Source organism: Sorangium sp. So ce302 (assembly GCF_051530145.1).
In the GTDB taxonomy this organism is placed as follows: Bacteria; Myxococcota_A; Polyangia; order Polyangiales; family Polyangiaceae; genus Sorangium; species Sorangium cellulosum_B.
Window position 1 is genome coordinate 1,942,023 of the sequence record NZ_CP150326.1, and the last position, 14,541, is coordinate 1,956,563.

The following is a 14,541-nucleotide window of genomic DNA, read 5'->3' on the forward strand; positions in this document are numbered from 1 at the left end:
GCGGGTCGAGCACCCGAGCAAGCCGAAGGAAGGCGGGGGCGGGGAGGGGGCGCCCGGAGCGAGCTCCGCAAGGCGGGGGCTCAGAGCGAGCGCAGGAAGGCGGGCGCTCAGAGCGAGCGCAGGAAGGCGACCACCGCGTCGCGATCTTCCGCGGGGAGCGCCACGAAGCGCTGCTTCGCGGCGTCCGCCTCGCCGCCGTGCCACAGGATCGCCTCGACGACGTTCCGCGCGCGGCCGTCGTGCAGCAGCTGGGTGTGGCCGTTCACGGCCTCGAGCAGGCCGATGCCCCACAGCGGCGGCGTCCGCCACTCGCGCGGCCCCGCGAGGTGGTCGCTCGTCGACGTGTCCGCGAGCTCTTCTCCCATGTCGTGCAGGAGCAGATCGCTGAAGGGCTGGATGAGCTGATCCCGCAGCTCGACGAGCGGGTGGCGGCTCCCCGTCTTCATCGAGGGGACATGGCAGCTCGCGCACCCTGCCTGGCTGAACAGCGCCTCTCCGCGCTGGACGGCCGGGTCCGCCGTGTCGCGGCGCGGCGGCACGCCCAGCATGCGCATGTAGACGGCGAGCCTGTCGAGATCCTCGTCGGAGAGCTCGGGATCTCCGCGCGTGCCGTCCTGGCAACCTGACTGCGCCTCGCCGCACTCCTCGACCGGGAACAGGCTCGTCGTCACGCCCATGTCCGCCACCAGCGCGTCGGCGACCTGGTGAGGCACGCTCACCTTGCTCGCCTTCCAGCCGAAGCGCCCTATCCGCAGCGCCCCCGAGACAGGGTCCGGGATCAGGTTCGGACGGCCCGAGATACCGTCCTGATTGCAGTCCATCCCGTCTGCGCGCTCGAGCACCGCGTCCTCTGCGATCGCCTCGAGGAGGCCCATGCCCACGAGCGGGCGTGCGACGCGGACCGAGTAGCTCGCGATAGGCCCTGCGGAGAGCCCGTCGAAGCGGAACGTGGGCTTTCGCAGGACGTACGGCGTGCCATCGGGGAACTGCCCGGGCTCCTCGGTGTAGGCCACGGTGGCCGTACCCTCGCTTTCGCCCCCGCCCTGCGCCTTGTCCTGCAGCTGCCGGCCGTAGCTCGGGTCGGCGGTGGGCCCGCCGTCCGCGTTCGCGCCTGCGCCGAACAGCTTCACGACGGCGGTCTCCATCGCCTCGCCGGGCTCGGGCGGGGCGCCGCGACCGTTGTTGATATGGCAGCTCACGCACGCCGCCTGGTTCGAGAGCGGCCCCGCCTTGCCGGCGTGCTCGTCGAAGACGGGGTTACCGCCCTCGCTGTGCTCGCCGGTGGCAAAATCCGTATGGAACAGGCGGCGCCCCTCGAGGAAGGGCTGGATGGAGCTCTCCTGGATGTTGAGCGCCATCTGCTCGTAATAGAGATGAGGCTCCTCGTAGATGTACGGTATCGTCCCGTCGCCGCCCGACAGGGCCGCCTCGTTCGGCTCGTCGAACGGCGTCAGCTCGCCGCTGCCGACGCGGTAGCGGAACGTGTCGCTGTAATAGCTCGTCCTCCCCTCGACGGTGCCCGCGTCAAGGAACACCCCGAACTCGAACTCCAGCAGATCTCCCGCGCGGATCTCCCTGCTGTCCCTGGCGTTGCGATCGACGACGAACTCCCAGTGGGTGCTCGTGATGCGCTCCATGCCGTTGTTCGAGTCGAACACGTTGCCTTCGCCCGAGTACCAGCAACGGAAATTGATGGTCTGGTTGTTCGATGCGTTTGCTTTGGGGAGCCAGGTGAACTTGACGGTGCTGCCGCCCGCCGGGATCGTGTCCTCGACGATGAACTTGTAGCTTCGGTTCTCGAAATAGCGCGGCTGGTACGGGCTGAACTCTTCCTCTTTCTCGTGGCGCCCGCGCACGCGCCCTGCGGCCTCGAGCGTGATCGTCCCATCGGCGGCCGTCGTGGTGATCGGCTTGCCCGCCGCCGCCGAGGGGAACAGCGGGGAGATGTCGCCGTCCACGCCGGAGCACTCGCCGGGATCGACCTCGCCGCCGTCGCAGGCCGGCGCGGGCGGCGCTCCCGCGGAGAAATAAGCGAAGATCGCCTCGATGTCGGCCGTCGCGATCTGCTGCTCGCCGAAGGCCGGCATGCGCGCGTCTCCCGTGCGCTCCGTGCGCACCTGCGCCGTGAACTCCTCCAGGGTGCCGTCGAAGGCGAACAGATCGGGAAACCCGCCGCTCGGCTTGCCGTGGGCGCTATGGCACCCGCCGCAGTTCAGCGCGAACGCCTGCGGCAGCGCTGGCCCGCCGCTCGTCTCCTCGCAGGGCGGCGCGCCTTCCGGACCGCCGCCGTCGCCCGGCGAGGGCGACTCCGGCGAGGGCGACCCCTGCGAGGGAGACGCGGGCGACAGGTCGCTCGAGCACCCGAGCTCTGCTGCGCAGGTCGCGAGCAGCCCGAGCACGACACGGAGACCCCCGGACACCAACCGACGTGAGCGGCTTTCGAACATCGCGTTTCGACCTCCGGTGTGAGCCCATCCATCGAGACCGTGAACGGCAGAGCTACCGCAGGATCTCCTCGAGGAGCGCGTTCGGCACGCCGCGGCGATCCTCGCCGAACGACGCGACGCCGAGGTTGTAGTACTGGTTCATGATGGTGAACCACAGATCGCGGAGCTGGCGATCCTCGCCGAGGGGGCCATACGCGACGTGCGCGTCGTTCAGGAAGACGCCGTCGCCGCCCAGGAGGACGATGGGCAGATCGTACGCGTCGTGGTCGTGCGTACGCATCTCGCTCATGTAGACCATCACCGAGTGATCGAGCACCGTTCCATCCCCCTCGGGGATCGCGTCGAGCCGCTGCGCGAGCTGCGCTGTCTTCTGGCCGAGCCAGCAGTTGATCGCCGCGAAGTCGAGGTTGCTCTCCTCGACGACCGCGTAGCGGCCGCCCTCGTCCGTGGCGCCCAGGTTGCCGGGGCCGTGCTGGCAGGAGTGATAATGGAGGCTGCTGCCCTCCCTGTACTCGAGGCCCACCTTCGCGCGGACGTTGGCCGGGATGCACCGGTACTCGAACTCGGAGCGCGCGTCGTCGAGCATGTGGGTGATCACGCGCGTCACGTCGCATTGAATGGCCATGACGATGAGATCGATCATGACGTTCGCGTGATCGTCGTGTTTGTACTCGCCGGCTTCCGTGCTGTCGTTCTCGTTGAGCCCCTCCTGCTGCCCCGGCGGCTCGGGGACCACGCCGGGCTCGCCGATCGGGCTGCAGCCCAGGCTCGACGGGGTCATCGTCGACTGGACGCGGGTCACGTTCTTCTCGGTCTCTCGCAGGGCGTCCAGGTACTGCTGGACGATCTTGCGATCGTCCGAGCCTACCTTGCGCATGAGCGAGTTCGCGTCCCCGAGCACCGCGTCGATGACGCTCTTCTCGGTCGCCGCGCGGCGCTCCGCCTCGATCCTGGCCTGCTCGTCGGTCTGCCCTGGCACGGGGGGCGCGCTCGCGGCGCCCGCGTTGATGAGCGCGTCGAACACCGCCTTCGGGTTGACCGAGCGCTTCAGCGGCTCGCGCGGGCTCTTCCAGGAGACGGCCTGATTGTAGGCGTAGCTGCGCCCGTCGAAGAAGCCGGGCTTCACCCCGAGCCCGGTCTGGAGCGACGGGATGCGGGTCGCCTGCTCCGGGCCTGCCTTCTGGACGATGAGCTGGTCGACCGAGACGCCGTTGCCCACCCACTCGCCGAGGTCCTGCCCGGCGGCCCTCCCGAGCTCATCGGCGTCCACGCAGGTCGACAGCGCGGCCATGCAGCGCGAGTGGGACGGCTCGAGGAACGCGTTCTGCTCCTTGCTCCACGTGTGGTTGCCGAGGCGGCTTATCATGAGCATCTTCGACTTCACCGGCGCGAAGTGCTCGAGCACCCTCGGCAGCTTGAAATCGGCGCCCTTCAGCGTCTTGCCGAACGCGGGCGCCGTCTCCCACCAGTGGTGGGGCGCCCCGTTCGGGAAGGTGCAGAGCAAGAAGCGCTTCGGCGTGCCGGGCTCCCCCGCCCGCGCCCTGCGCGGCGCGAGGCTCTCGAGAAACGGCAGCGCCAGGCAGACGCCCGCGCCGCGCAACAGGTTCCTGCGTGTCATTCCGCGTTTCATGTGCGCATCGCTCCTTCGTGCCTGGTTCCGTGCGGAAACAGCGCCTGCGGCCTCACTTCGCCCTGCGGCCTCACTTCGCCCCGACCTTCGCTGGACGGAGGCGGAACGCCTCGCTGGTCACCACCTGCTTCACCAGATCCGCGATCGTCCCCTTCTCCCAGCGCGCGGCGATCGCCTCGAGCGTGCCCCTGTCGCCGCCGATCGGGCGCCGGCGCAACGCATACGTGAAGAGCTGCTCGGAGGGGCAGATCCCCAGCTGGGGGTCCTTCTGGAGCTCCGGGATGAGGCCCGAGATGTCCTGGAACGCCGCGCCCCCGTACTCGCCAGTCGCGTCGACCGCGTCGCCGTTCGGGTACTCGGTCCGGTAGGCGCCTATCGCATCGAAGTTCTCGAGGCTCAGCCCGATGGGATCGAGGACATCGTGGCAGCCCGCGCAGTCGGGCGACTCGCGGTGCTTCTCGAGCTTCTCGCGGACGTTGTCGACGGTGCCCGAGTCGCCTCCCGCTGCCTCGAGCTCCGGGATATCCACGCCGGCGGGAGGGGCCAGCTCGGCGCAGTAGAGCTGCGCCAGGATCGTCTTCGCGCGGGACGTGGGGGAGGTCCGGTCGGCGCGCGAGGACAGCGTGAGGAACGCGGGGAGCGTGAGGAACCCGCCGCGCCCGGCCTCGGGGTCGTTCGCGTAGAGCGGCGCGAGCAGCGGGCTCTCCGGGTGGGGCGCCGTGAGGAACTCGGACCACGGCCGCTCGCCGGTCGTGAAGCCGGTGAAATAGGCGTTGGCCTGGTCGATCATCGCGCCCTTCATCTCGTCGTTCCAGCCCGGGAACAGCGCTGTGTCAACGCTGTGGCTCGGGAGCGTGCGGGTCCCGAGCCACTGCCCGAAGAAGTTCTGGAAGAACGCGGCGCTCTTCGGGTCGGCCAGCATGCGGTCCACCTGCTCCCGGAGCTCGTCCTCGGTGGCCAGCTCGTCGCTCTCTGCGGCGTCGAAGAGCTCCTCGTCCGGGAGCGAGCTCCAGAGGAGGTACGAGAGGCGCGACGCGATCTCATGGCCGCCGAGGGCGCCCGGCGATCGCTTCGAGTCGGGGCCGACCTCGATCCGCAGAAAGAAATTCGGCGACGTCAGCAGCGTCCGGACGACGTGCTGCACCGCCTCGACGGGGGACATCTCGAGGGTGGTGCGCGCGTCGTCGTACTGCGCCGCGTACCGGTCGACCTCCGCCGCCTCGAGCGGGCGCCGGAAGGCGCGCAGCCCGAAGCGCTCGATGATCTCGCGCGCGCACCCGTCGCCCGCGCCCTCCGCCGGGTCGCACACGAGGATCTGGGCGCGCTGCGCCTCGTTCGAGAACGCGTCGGCCGCCAGCTTCTTGGCGGCGTCGTAATACCCCTGGACGAGCACCTGCGAGAGGCTCGAGAGCGCGCTGGCGTTCGCGTCGAAGCCCTTCGCGCCGGAGGCCGGGAATCCGTCCGCCGGCCGCAGGCGCGTGCCCAGGAGGTGGGCGACCGTGTTGTTGTACTCCGATGCTGTCATGTGGTGCAAAGGCATCCCGCCCGGCGCGACGACGGCGTCGTCTCCGGGTTCCTGTCCCGGTCCCGGAGCGTCATCACCTCCGAGGAGGCCAGTGCACGAGATGCTCAAGAGACATCCCCCGGCGGCGAGCCAGGGACTTGCGAACACTCGGTCAAGTCGGCACATCATGGTCGGCTCCCGCGTGTGGAATCAGCACTCTCCCCCTCGTTGCCGGAGCGCGCGCCTTTCGTGATCGAATCGACCGCACACCCGCGCTAGGATCAGCCTGTGTCGTGCGCGCGGAAGACTACGATGATGGTGCTGCTCCTCGGCTTGTCCGGATGTGGGGCAGATGTGGATATTGCGGTGGGCCGTATGACTCCGACGTCGGTTGTGGGCGGCGGCGGGGAAGGTGGTCGTGGCAGCGGGGAAGGGGGGCGTGGTGGCGGGGCGCTGAGCGGCGGTGAAGCGGGAAGCGGCGGCGAGGCGGGCGGCGGCGGGGAAGGGGGCGGCGGCGCGGCCCCTTGCGATGCGCTGCCGTCGCTGGCTCATCGGTACTCGTTCGACGGGGTGGGGGCGGTCGTCGCCGATACGGTCGGCGGCGCCGACGGTGAGATCTTCGGCGGCGCGAGCCTCGACGGCGGAGGGGGGCTCACCCTCGACGGAGAGGACGACTACGTCGATCTGCCCGCGGGTCTCCTCGCGGGGTTGAGCGACGTCACCGTCATGGTCTGGGTCGCCCGCAACGGCGGAGGGGCGTACCTGCGCGTCGTCGACTTCGGCATCGGCAGCACAGGTGAGAATCCCGTCGAAGGCGACTCGAGCGTTGGGCGGTCCTACCTCGTCATCACCCCGTCGACGGGCTTCGACCCGCCGGGTATCGCCGCGCTCGCGAGCGACAGCGGCGCCGCGGGCCAGGTGCAGGTCGCCACCGCGCCCACGCTCGATGACGCCGAGATCCATCAGCTCGCCGCGGTCTTCGACGGCGGGGCGGGGACCCTTTCGCTTTACCTCGACGGTGCGCTCCTCGGCAGCACGCCGGTCGGCTTTCCGCTCTCGGCGATCCAGGACGCGAACAACTGGCTCGGGCGGTCCCAGTTCGATCAGGATCCGTATTTCGGAGGGCGTTACGACGAGCTGCGCCTCTACCGCGAGGCGCTGGCCGGCTGCGCGATCGAGGCCGCGTGGCGCGCCGGCCCGGAGTTGCCCTGAGGCTCAGAAGGCCAGCGCGAGACCGAGGCGCGCGCTGAGGCCCGCGGCCGGCGGGCGGTAGACGATGCCGTCGAGGTTCTCGACGACGAAGCGGGGCCGCCTCAGCGGGACGACGGCGTGCAGCGCGCCCTCGACGCTCACGGGAGCGGCGATGCGCCATTCGAGCAGCGTCCCGAGCCCGGCTGCGAAGATCGGCGTCGTGAGGGTGAAGGGCTCATCGACGTTTCGCCCCCTGGAGCGGAGCCAGTGCTGGCGGCCGAGCGCGCAGACGTAGACGCGGATGGGGCGCTCGAGCGGGAGCGCGCACGCGTCGACCTCGAGGAACCAGAGCCGGAACTCGGCGCCTGCAGCCAGCCCCGCGATGTGGCTCGAGCTCGACGGCACCACGCCGGCCGCGCCGTCCGCGCGGAACCAGCCGCTGCGGATCCCGCCGCCCGCGGCGAGCCCGACGCCGATCGTCGGGACGAGCGCCTGCTCGAGCTGCGCGCTCACCCAGAGCGCTCCCTCCACGTCGCGCTCGGTCGCAGCGGACGGCCGCGCTGCCGCGGGAGGTGGGCGGCGCGGCGCGGGAGGCGGCGGGCGCGGCGCGCTGGCGGCGGGGGCGGCGATCGCCAGGGGCGGCGCGGGCTGCGCGGCGGCGCTCCGCGCGACCGCGTCGGGATCGATCGACATCGCGACGATCAGCGCCGCTGCCCGCGACATGGACGCGCAGTCGTCGCCATGGATCACCCGCTCGCCCGGCGCCGGCGCGCGGATGCGCAGGTCGAGCCGGTAGCGCTCGTCGCGCTCGCGAGCGATCGCGATCTCGACCTCGATCGGCTGGCGCTGCTCCGACGTTCCCAGCAGCCGGGCGATCTCGCTCCGGACCTCGTCGACCGGCGGGCACCCCGCCGGCGCTTCCCAGCGGAGATCGATGGTGCGCGGCTCGGCGGGCGCCGCGAGCGCGCGCGCGGGCAGGAGCCCTGCCGCGGCGATCAGCGCCGGGAGGATCGACGGCGCGTGCGCCCACCTCGATACGTGCACCCGCGCACTCTACTCCTCCTGTCCGCACGCGGCGCGCACGCGCGTCGCGAGCGGCGAGCCCGGGCTCTTCGCGAGCAGCCTCGCCGCGATCGCCCTGCCGGACGGCGCGCGGCCGGAGCGGCAGAGCGCGATCGCGCGCGACGCCTCGCGCTCGGTCGAGAGCACGCCCCTCGGGTACCGGCTGGCGTGCTCGTCGAGCTTCGAGAGCGCCTGCGCGAACTGGCCCGCCTGCAGCGCCTGCTGCGCGTCGCGGAGCAGCGCGATCTCCGCGTCGAGCCCCTCGGAGCCCTGCTTCGCGGCGGCCGCCGCCCGGGGCGTGCGCGACGCCGTCGCGCGCGCCGCGGCGGCCGCCGGGGGCGCGGCGCTCGGCTCGGCCGGTGCGCCGGACGCCTCGGGAGCGTCGGCCTTGCTGGAGGCGCTCGCCTCGGCGGACGCAGGCGTCCCGTCGCTCGGGGCGCTGGAGGGCGCGGCGGCGTGCGCCGCGCGGGGCGCCTCGGCCGCGCCCGCCGCCGCCTCCAGCGCGCGTTGCGCGTCGGGCGCCTCGCCCGGTGTCGGGAAGTAGAGCGCGGCCCCCGTCGCGAGGCCCACGACCAGCGCCGCCAGCCCGATCTTCATCGGGGCGCCGAGCAGCGTGATGGCCGCCCCTTTTGCGACCGCGGTGCTCGCGCTCGCGGCCATGCTCGCGGCGGCGGGGCCGACCGCGTGCGCGGCCGCGCCGGCGCTCGCGGCGCCGGCGGCTCCGGCGCTCTCGGCGCTCACGGCCACGGCCGTGGCCGCCGTCCCTGCGAGGCCGAGCCTCGCCCACACGGCCGCGCGCGTCCGACGTCTGTCGTCGTCGGTCGGCTCGTCCTCGTCACGAAGGGCGTTCAGGAGCGCTCGCTCCCCGGTCCCCAGCTCATCCATTGCGGCCTCCTCGGATCCTGGCGTGGTGGCGGTGCACCGCGTCGGAAAACGCCTGTCGAGCGGCCCTCAGCCGCGCATACACGGTGTTGACGTTCACCCCGATGCCCCGCGCGATCTCCGCCGCCGACATCTCTTCCAGCTCGGCGAGGAGGAGCACCACGCGCTTCTCCTCGTCGAGCGACGAGAGCAGCTCGTGCGCGACGCGCGCGGCCTCCGCCCTCGTCATGGCCTCGTAGGGGCTGAGGTTGCTCGGCCCCGCCAGCAGCTCGGGATCCACGGTCTCTCCTGTCCCGCGGTGGGCGGGGCTCTTGCGGCGCAGCGATCTCCGGTGCGTCTGCACGACGTTCACGACGATCCCGAAGACCCACGTCTTCAGCGACGAGCGGCCCAGGAACTCCGGGAGCCGCCGGTGCACGACGACGAACACCTCCTGGCACACGTCCTCGTGCGCCGAGGCGTCCACGCCGAGCCGGCGCACGGTCCGCCAGACGAAGGGGAACATCTCCTCGTACACCTCGGCGAAATCGAGCGGCGCGGCCTGCACGCCGGCCGCGGGGACGGCGGGCACCGCCCCGGCGGGCGGAGGTGTCGACGGCGCGACCGCCGCGCGGGCCGTCATGGGCTGCGCTCCTCCTCATCGGCGTGCCCCGCTTCGCCGCCGGTGCCGCTGGGGTCCACGGGGCCGGTGCCGCTGGGGTCCACGGGGCCGGCGCCGCCCTCACCCGCGCCGCTCGTCTCATGGAGATTTCCAGTGCCGCCGCCCGCGGTCGCCTCTGGGGGGAGCGTTTCCTCCACGCAAGCCGCGGAGAAGAGGATCCCGGGCAGGGGGCTGGTACCGCAGAGGAGGGCCTGGCGAGCTCGGCGCATGGATCGAGGGGCTGGTTACCGGAGCCGCCGCGTTCCGTGAAGGAAAGTGGAGGGACGGGGCGCGACGTTCATCGGGCGGTCGTCGATGCGCTGGCGCTCCACGGCTCGCGGGCGGATCATCCGCTGCGGCGCACCGCGGCCGACAGCGCGCACCTCCGCGCGCTTGACGGCCGCGAGGAGCGCATCGAGGAAGACCGGATGACACCCCCTCGCTGGCTTGCCGCGCTCGCGGCGCTCACCGTTCCATTGGCGGTCTCGGCGACGGCCTTGACCCAGGGCGACGCTCCCCTCCCGCCGCCTCCTCCTCCAGAGCCGCTCCCGTCTGCCTCCGCGCAGCCAGCACCACCGCCGTCTCCTGCGCCGACACCGGTGCAGCCCGCGCCAGCGCCAGCGCCGGCGCCCGCGCCCGCGCCCGCGCCCGCGCCCGCGCCGACACCGGTGCAGCCGGCGCCCGCGCCGACACCGGTGCAGCCGGCGCCTGCGCCGATACCGGTGCAGCCGGCGCCCGCGCCGACACCGGTGCAGCCCGCACCTGCGCCTGCACCCGCGCCTGCGCCGATTCCGGTGCAGCCCGCGCCTGCGCCTGCGCCCGCTCCCATGCCGTTCCCGCCGCCTTCTCCCACGCCGGTGCCGCCTGCGCCGCGGCCTGCGCCCGCGCCGCGGTCGACACCGGCACCTGCACCGCCGCCCGCGCCTGCGCCGCGGTCGACACCGGCGCCTGCACCGCCGCCCGCGCCGCGGTCCGCGCCAGCGCCTGCACCGCCGCCCGCGCCGCGGTCCGCGCCGCCCGCGCACACGCCCGCTCCGGAGCCGCCCGCGCCGGTTCCGCCCGCTCCCGAGGAGAAGCCGGAGGAGCCCGAGGACGACGAGAAGGACGGGATGCGCTTTCGTTTCGGTACGACGCTCGGCGGCGGGATCATCGAGTCACCCACGGGCGCGGGGGCCGTCTTTGCGCTCTCGGGCCGGCTCGGTGTCCAGGTCAACCACTATTTCGGGATATACTACCAGAACACACCGATGGTGACGCTCACCCCTGAGAGCACCGAGAACAGCGCTGGATTCGAGGCGGGGTTCATCGACTACAACTCGGTGCTCGCGGGCTTCACGCTGTTCCACTTCCTCGATCTCGGCGCGGGACCCTCCATGGATTACGTGGCCGTCGCGACCTGCGGCGCGGAGGTCCCGGAGGGCGGCATCCCGCTCCCGAGCGCCGGCTGTGAGAGCACGGCGGCCTGGTACTTCGGCGCTCACGCGCGGGGCGCCCTCATCCTCGGCGGCCTGGCCGGGAGCGGCGCGCGGCGGAGCGGCTTCGCCATCAGCGCGGATCTCCACCCGGTGTTCCTGCCAGAGGGGCCGACATTCACCTTCACGCTGGGCCTCGGCAGCGAGTGGTACTGAGACGAACGGCGCGCCGGAGCGCGGCGCGCCGCCTCGCCGGTCGAGCCGCTCCGCTCGCTCGGCGCTCCGGGCAGCGGCGGGCAGCGGTTTGCCCGTCCGCTGGCCGAGTGCCCTTCGAGTGGAACCTTCGCTCTCCAGGTCACGAGAGTTCCTTGCAAATACGCCGGGTCGCAGGGGCCCTGCCTCACGTCTGCGCGGCGCTCGGCGCCAGCGCCTCTGTGGCGCGCCACCCGCTGTGATCCCCGACACCCCGACCCTGCGTTCGCGGTTCGCGAGGGTTGCTGTGTGGCGACCCGATGGACTACAATCCCATTGTCGGAGCGATTGTTGGCGGGACGCCGCACCGGAGAGCTGGACGCCACGATCGCCCTGCGCCAGTGGCAAGCGCCAGCAGGAGAGCGCCAGCGGCAGAGCGCCACCAGCAGAGCGCCAGCGGTACGCAAGCGGTAAGTAGAACGAGCGCGACGCGCGAGCTATCGAGCTCGGTGGCAGGGAGCGAAGGCGCACCCATGGATCCGCTGTTTGTGCATGACAAGGTGAAATTGCCGGACATCACGATGCACCATCGCTCACCATGTAGGTCGACGAGGCATGATGTGTCGCGCGAATCCGGGGCGCCATCTGCTGGTCTCTCGGAGGCGCCATCTCTTGCTTACGCGGTGCGGGGGACATGCCGCCCCTGGGACTCGAGATCGAGCCCTGAGACCGAGGTGCGTGAGGAGCGTGTCAAGCGCTCGCCCCGGTATTTGGCGTGCTCGGCAGCGCCGGCGTGGTCGTGCTCGCCGGCTGCTGGCGGGGGAGCGGCCGTCGGGTGTCGTCACCCTCTCCGGCGTCCCCATTTCGCCAAGCTCGGTGGGACCGCGGGGGCGCCTCCCAGGGGGCGCTTGACAAAGAGGGTTAACCATCGGCTACGCTGCCTACCCATGATGACCGGGAGGGCATGAGCCTGGTGGAAACGAGCTGCAGGCGCTCCACGGGGGCACGGCGGTCAGCGGTCGAGCGGGCCTTGGGGCACCTCGCGTGTCGGGCGCGAATCGCAACCCGCTGGGCATCATCGTGGGTGCCACGAAGTAACCGCACGGCTCCTCCGGTTCGGCACGGGGGATTTCGCTCACTCCTCAGGACCCTCGCCGAGCGCGCTTGGCCCGACAGGACCGGAGTTCCGCTTCGCCGGGGGCTCCGATCGACGCGCGCGCCGGTGGCACTGCTCGCGGCGGCTCTGCTCGTCGGGTGCTGCCTTCTGCTGCTCAGCCCGCCTATCACGGCTGGGCCCGTGGCCACGCTCTATGTGTATGCGGTGACACCGCTCCGCGCCCGCGCCCTCGAGCAGAAGATCGAGGAGTCGATGCCCGGCGTCGATGTCACCGTGTTCGGAAAGTTGAGCGATTTCAAGGCCGCGCTCGAGTCGGCGCCGCCCGACGCGGCCCTCTCGCCAAAGCCGGTCCTGGCTTCGCTCAATCGGACCGCCGACATCCAGGGCGTGAAGGCGGGGAACGACGCGGAGCAGTACCTCCTGGTCTCGACGAGGGCGCTGACCAAGGAGATGCTCTCCGGTCTCAGATACGGGATCGTCGATCTGGTCGAACGGAAATCGCTCCCTAAGTTCGTAGCCGGGCTGCTGGGTGTGAGCACCGCGCCTGAGGTCCAGCGCGTCACGAAGATCGAAGATCTTTTGCAGCTGCTCCAGTTCCAGACGGCTGATGCGGTCCTCCTCCCCGAGCGATTTCGTTCTGACTTCGAGTCGAGGAGCAAGATGACGTTCACGATCCTCAGCCTCTCGACGGCGAAGGTCGGGCTGGTGGCGGTCACGTTCCTGAGCGAGCGCCAGACGCTGGAGGGCGCGATCCGGAGGCTTCCGAAACACGTGCTGGCCGATCTGGGGGTTGACGAATGGAAGTAAGGTCGACGCGTCCCCTCTCTCGGCGCTCGCTGCTGCGGGCCTCCGCCCTCGCGGGGCTCGCGCTGTCCCTGAGCTGTTCGTCGGGCCCGGCGACACCCGTCGCCAGCGACCCGGCGCCGACGCTCCAGCCGCCGCCTCCGGACGCGAGGCCGGTCATCTCCGTCATCGCCCCCTCGGATCCGCAGCTCGACGACATGCTGAGATCGCTGCGCGTCGAGCTGTCCGGGGAACACCGTGTCATCATCTCGCTGCTGCGCAGCGAGGAGTCGGGCCCCGACCTCGTGGCGCGGATCGTCGCCCGCGATCGCCCGCGGGCGGTGGTGCTGGTCAACAACTCGACCGTGCTCCTGTATCGCGAGTGGGCGCGCACCGTTCCGACCCCGCCGGTCGCGCTGATCCTGATGGCGTCCTTCGCCGAGGAGCTCCAGCGCACCGTCCCCAACTCGGTCGCCATCTCCTACGAGGTGCCGGCGGTCACGGCCATGGTGGGCCTGCGGACGCTGGGCCTCGACGCTCATCGGGTCGGCGTCGTCTACCGCCAGGGCTTCGCGGATCACATCGCGCGACAAGAAGCGCTCATGCACGTCGAGAAGCTGGCCTTCGTCAAGGAAGAGCTCTCGAACAAGCCGCGCGTGCAGGACCTCCGCGCCGCGCTCGTGAACCTCCAGCGGGCGAAGGTCGACGCGATCTGGCTGCCGAACGACAATGGCCTCCTGAGCCCGAGGTTCTTGACCAACGTCTGGCTGCCCTATGTGGACCGGCTCGGCGCGCCGGTGGTCGTGGCCGTGCGTTCGCTCGTGAACGAGCACGCGGAGTTCGGGACGTTCGCTGCCATCCCCGACACCCAGGCGCTCGCGGTGCAAGCGGCGGATGTCCTCTACGAGCTCGCGGACGCCGACTGGAAGCTCCAGTCGTCGGGTGTCCGCCTGCCCATCTCGGTGAAACGCCTGGTCGACGTGAGGCTCGCACGGCGCTTCGGCCTGAATTCCAGTCAGTTCGGCCAGGTTGACTTTCTCATCGGTAGGTGAGCGCGTATCGGGGGGGAATGGAGGCGCCGTGCGATTACCTTTCCAACCGGGCACATGGTCACGATGCGACGGGCCAGCTCGAACCATCGAGCGCCCGGGCAGGCCTGCCATCTGCTCGTCGTGTGGAGAGCGTCGCACGCATGGCTGCCGTCCCTGGAGCGCGCCGTCATGATCCGGGTGCTCGTGATCGATGACGACGAGATCGCTCGCGAGGCGATGCGCGCCGTCCTGGTCAGGGCCGGCTTCGACGTGGTCGAGCTCGCCACGCCCATCGGCGCGACGGCGGTCATCAAGCGAGACAAGATCTCCGTGGTCGCGCTCGATATCAACATGCCGACCATCAACGGCGACAAGCTGGCGAAGCTGCTCCGGGACAACGCGCAGCTCTCGAACCTGGGTATCGTCCTCGTCTCCAGCTGTGATATCGACAAGCTGAGCGCGATCGGCGAGAAGGTCGGCGCCGACGGCATCGTCTCGAAAGCGAAGCTGCACGTCGCGCTGGCGCCGGCGGTCGAGCGCGCGGTGGCCTCGCGCGCCGGGAAGACCAGCCCGCCGCCTTCGTCTGCGGGGTCTTCTGCGGCGTCGTCCTCCTCTAACCCGCCGCCCTCGATGAGGCGTCCAAAGTAGAG

The 14,541-nt window shown here is 71.3% G+C and carries 13 protein-coding genes; 5 read left to right on the plus strand and 8 right to left on the minus strand.

Annotation, left to right across the window (positions count from 1 at the left end; genetic code table 11):
• Positions 1-107: 107 nt before the first annotated feature.
• The 3 genes from WME73_RS07465 to WME73_RS07475 all read right to left on the minus strand — a co-directional run bounded on the left by WME73_RS07465 (position 108) and on the right by WME73_RS07475 (position 5,602).
• Positions 108-2,447: a di-heme oxidoredictase family protein gene (locus WME73_RS07465; RefSeq protein ID WP_437915236.1), complete on the minus strand. Its 2,340-nt coding sequence runs from the start codon at positions 2,445-2,447 to the stop codon at positions 108-110.
• A gap of 52 nt (positions 2,448-2,499) precedes the next feature.
• Entirely contained in the window at positions 2,500-4,077 is a 1,578-nt protein-coding gene (locus WME73_RS07470) for a DUF1552 domain-containing protein (protein WP_437915237.1), read from the minus strand.
• A 70-nt stretch (positions 4,078-4,147) separates the two neighbouring features.
• Complete coding sequence (locus WME73_RS07475) at positions 4,148-5,602, minus strand: DUF1592 domain-containing protein (RefSeq protein ID WP_437915238.1); 1,455 nt, start codon at positions 5,600-5,602, stop codon at positions 4,148-4,150.
• Between the two features lie 354 nt (positions 5,603-5,956).
• Here WME73_RS07475 and WME73_RS07480 point away from each other — a divergent pair, with 354 nt between their 5' ends.
• On the plus strand, positions 5,957-6,793 hold the full coding sequence (locus tag WME73_RS07480) for a LamG domain-containing protein (RefSeq protein WP_437915239.1): 837 nt from the start codon (positions 5,957-5,959) through the stop codon (positions 6,791-6,793).
• A 3-nt stretch (positions 6,794-6,796) separates the two neighbouring features.
• Here the strand turns inward: WME73_RS07480 and WME73_RS07485 are convergent, their stop codons facing one another.
• The 5 genes from WME73_RS07485 to WME73_RS07505 all read right to left on the minus strand — a co-directional run bounded on the left by WME73_RS07485 (position 6,797) and on the right by WME73_RS07505 (position 10,346).
• Positions 6,797-7,816, minus strand: coding sequence for a hypothetical protein (locus WME73_RS07485; protein WP_437744795.1), 1,020 nt, complete (start codon positions 7,814-7,816; stop codon positions 6,797-6,799).
• Positions 7,817-7,825: 9 nt separating this feature from the next.
• The gene (locus WME73_RS07490) at positions 7,826-8,719 is read right to left on the minus strand and encodes a hypothetical protein (protein ID WP_437915240.1); all 894 of its coding nucleotides are present in this window, start codon (positions 8,717-8,719) and stop codon (positions 7,826-7,828) included.
• Positions 8,712-9,338 (minus strand): RNA polymerase sigma factor, encoded by a 627-nt coding sequence (locus tag WME73_RS07495; protein ID WP_437744797.1) that lies wholly within the window; start codon positions 9,336-9,338, stop codon positions 8,712-8,714. Before WME73_RS07495 ends, WME73_RS07490 begins: the two co-directional genes overlap by 8 nt.
• The gene (locus WME73_RS07500; RefSeq protein WP_437744798.1) at positions 9,335-9,586 is read right to left on the minus strand and encodes a hypothetical protein; all 252 of its coding nucleotides are present in this window, start codon (positions 9,584-9,586) and stop codon (positions 9,335-9,337) included. Before WME73_RS07500 ends, WME73_RS07495 begins: the two co-directional genes overlap by 4 nt.
• A 235-nt stretch (positions 9,587-9,821) precedes the next feature.
• Complete coding sequence (locus WME73_RS07505) at positions 9,822-10,346, minus strand: hypothetical protein (RefSeq protein WP_437915242.1); 525 nt, start codon at positions 10,344-10,346, stop codon at positions 9,822-9,824.
• Between the two features lie 119 nt (positions 10,347-10,465).
• On the opposite strand from WME73_RS07505, the gene WME73_RS07510 reads away from it, so the two are divergent.
• The 4 genes from WME73_RS07510 to WME73_RS07525 all read left to right on the plus strand — a co-directional run bounded on the left by WME73_RS07510 (position 10,466) and on the right by WME73_RS07525 (position 14,539).
• Positions 10,466-10,984, plus strand: a complete 519-nt coding sequence (locus WME73_RS07510; protein ID WP_437744800.1) for a hypothetical protein — start codon at positions 10,466-10,468, stop codon at positions 10,982-10,984.
• A 1,198-nt stretch (positions 10,985-12,182) separates the two neighbouring features.
• On the plus strand, positions 12,183-12,884 hold the full coding sequence (locus WME73_RS07515; protein ID WP_437915243.1) for a hypothetical protein: 702 nt from the start codon (positions 12,183-12,185) through the stop codon (positions 12,882-12,884).
• Positions 12,875-13,912: a hypothetical protein gene (locus WME73_RS07520; RefSeq protein ID WP_437915244.1), complete on the plus strand. Its 1,038-nt coding sequence runs from the start codon at positions 12,875-12,877 to the stop codon at positions 13,910-13,912. The genes WME73_RS07515 and WME73_RS07520 overlap by 10 nt, the downstream gene beginning before the upstream one ends.
• A gap of 63 nt (positions 13,913-13,975) precedes the next feature.
• Positions 13,976-14,539: a response regulator gene (locus WME73_RS07525; protein WP_437915245.1), complete on the plus strand. Its 564-nt coding sequence runs from the start codon at positions 13,976-13,978 to the stop codon at positions 14,537-14,539.
• The last annotated feature ends 2 nt before the right edge of the window (positions 14,540-14,541 follow it).

What these genes read in the sequence shown, in the direction of transcription:
- WME73_RS07465 (WP_437915236.1), bottom strand. Translation starts at nt 2,447, where the DNA reads ATGTTCGAAAGCCGCTCACGTCGGTTGGTGTCCGGGGGTCTCCGTGTC.
- WME73_RS07495 (WP_437744797.1), bottom strand. Translation starts at nt 9,338, where the DNA reads ATGACGGCCCGCGCGGCGGTCGCGCCGTCGACACCTCCGCCCGCCGGG.
- WME73_RS07510 (WP_437744800.1), top strand. Translation starts at nt 10,466, where the DNA reads ATGCGCTTTCGTTTCGGTACGACGCTCGGCGGCGGGATCATCGAGTCA.
- WME73_RS07520 (WP_437915244.1), top strand. Translation starts at nt 12,875, where the DNA reads ATGGAAGTAAGGTCGACGCGTCCCCTCTCTCGGCGCTCGCTGCTGCGG.
- WME73_RS07475 (WP_437915238.1), bottom strand. Translation starts at nt 5,602, where the DNA reads ATGACAGCATCGGAGTACAACAACACGGTCGCCCACCTCCTGGGCACG.
- WME73_RS07525 (WP_437915245.1), top strand. Translation starts at nt 13,976, where the DNA reads ATGCGACGGGCCAGCTCGAACCATCGAGCGCCCGGGCAGGCCTGCCAT.
- WME73_RS07500 (WP_437744798.1), bottom strand. Translation starts at nt 9,586, where the DNA reads ATGCGCCGAGCTCGCCAGGCCCTCCTCTGCGGTACCAGCCCCCTGCCC.
- WME73_RS07480 (WP_437915239.1), top strand. Translation starts at nt 5,957, where the DNA reads ATGACTCCGACGTCGGTTGTGGGCGGCGGCGGGGAAGGTGGTCGTGGC.
- WME73_RS07490 (WP_437915240.1), bottom strand. Translation starts at nt 8,719, where the DNA reads ATGGATGAGCTGGGGACCGGGGAGCGAGCGCTCCTGAACGCCCTTCGT.
- WME73_RS07470 (WP_437915237.1), bottom strand. Translation starts at nt 4,077, where the DNA reads ATGAAACGCGGAATGACACGCAGGAACCTGTTGCGCGGCGCGGGCGTC.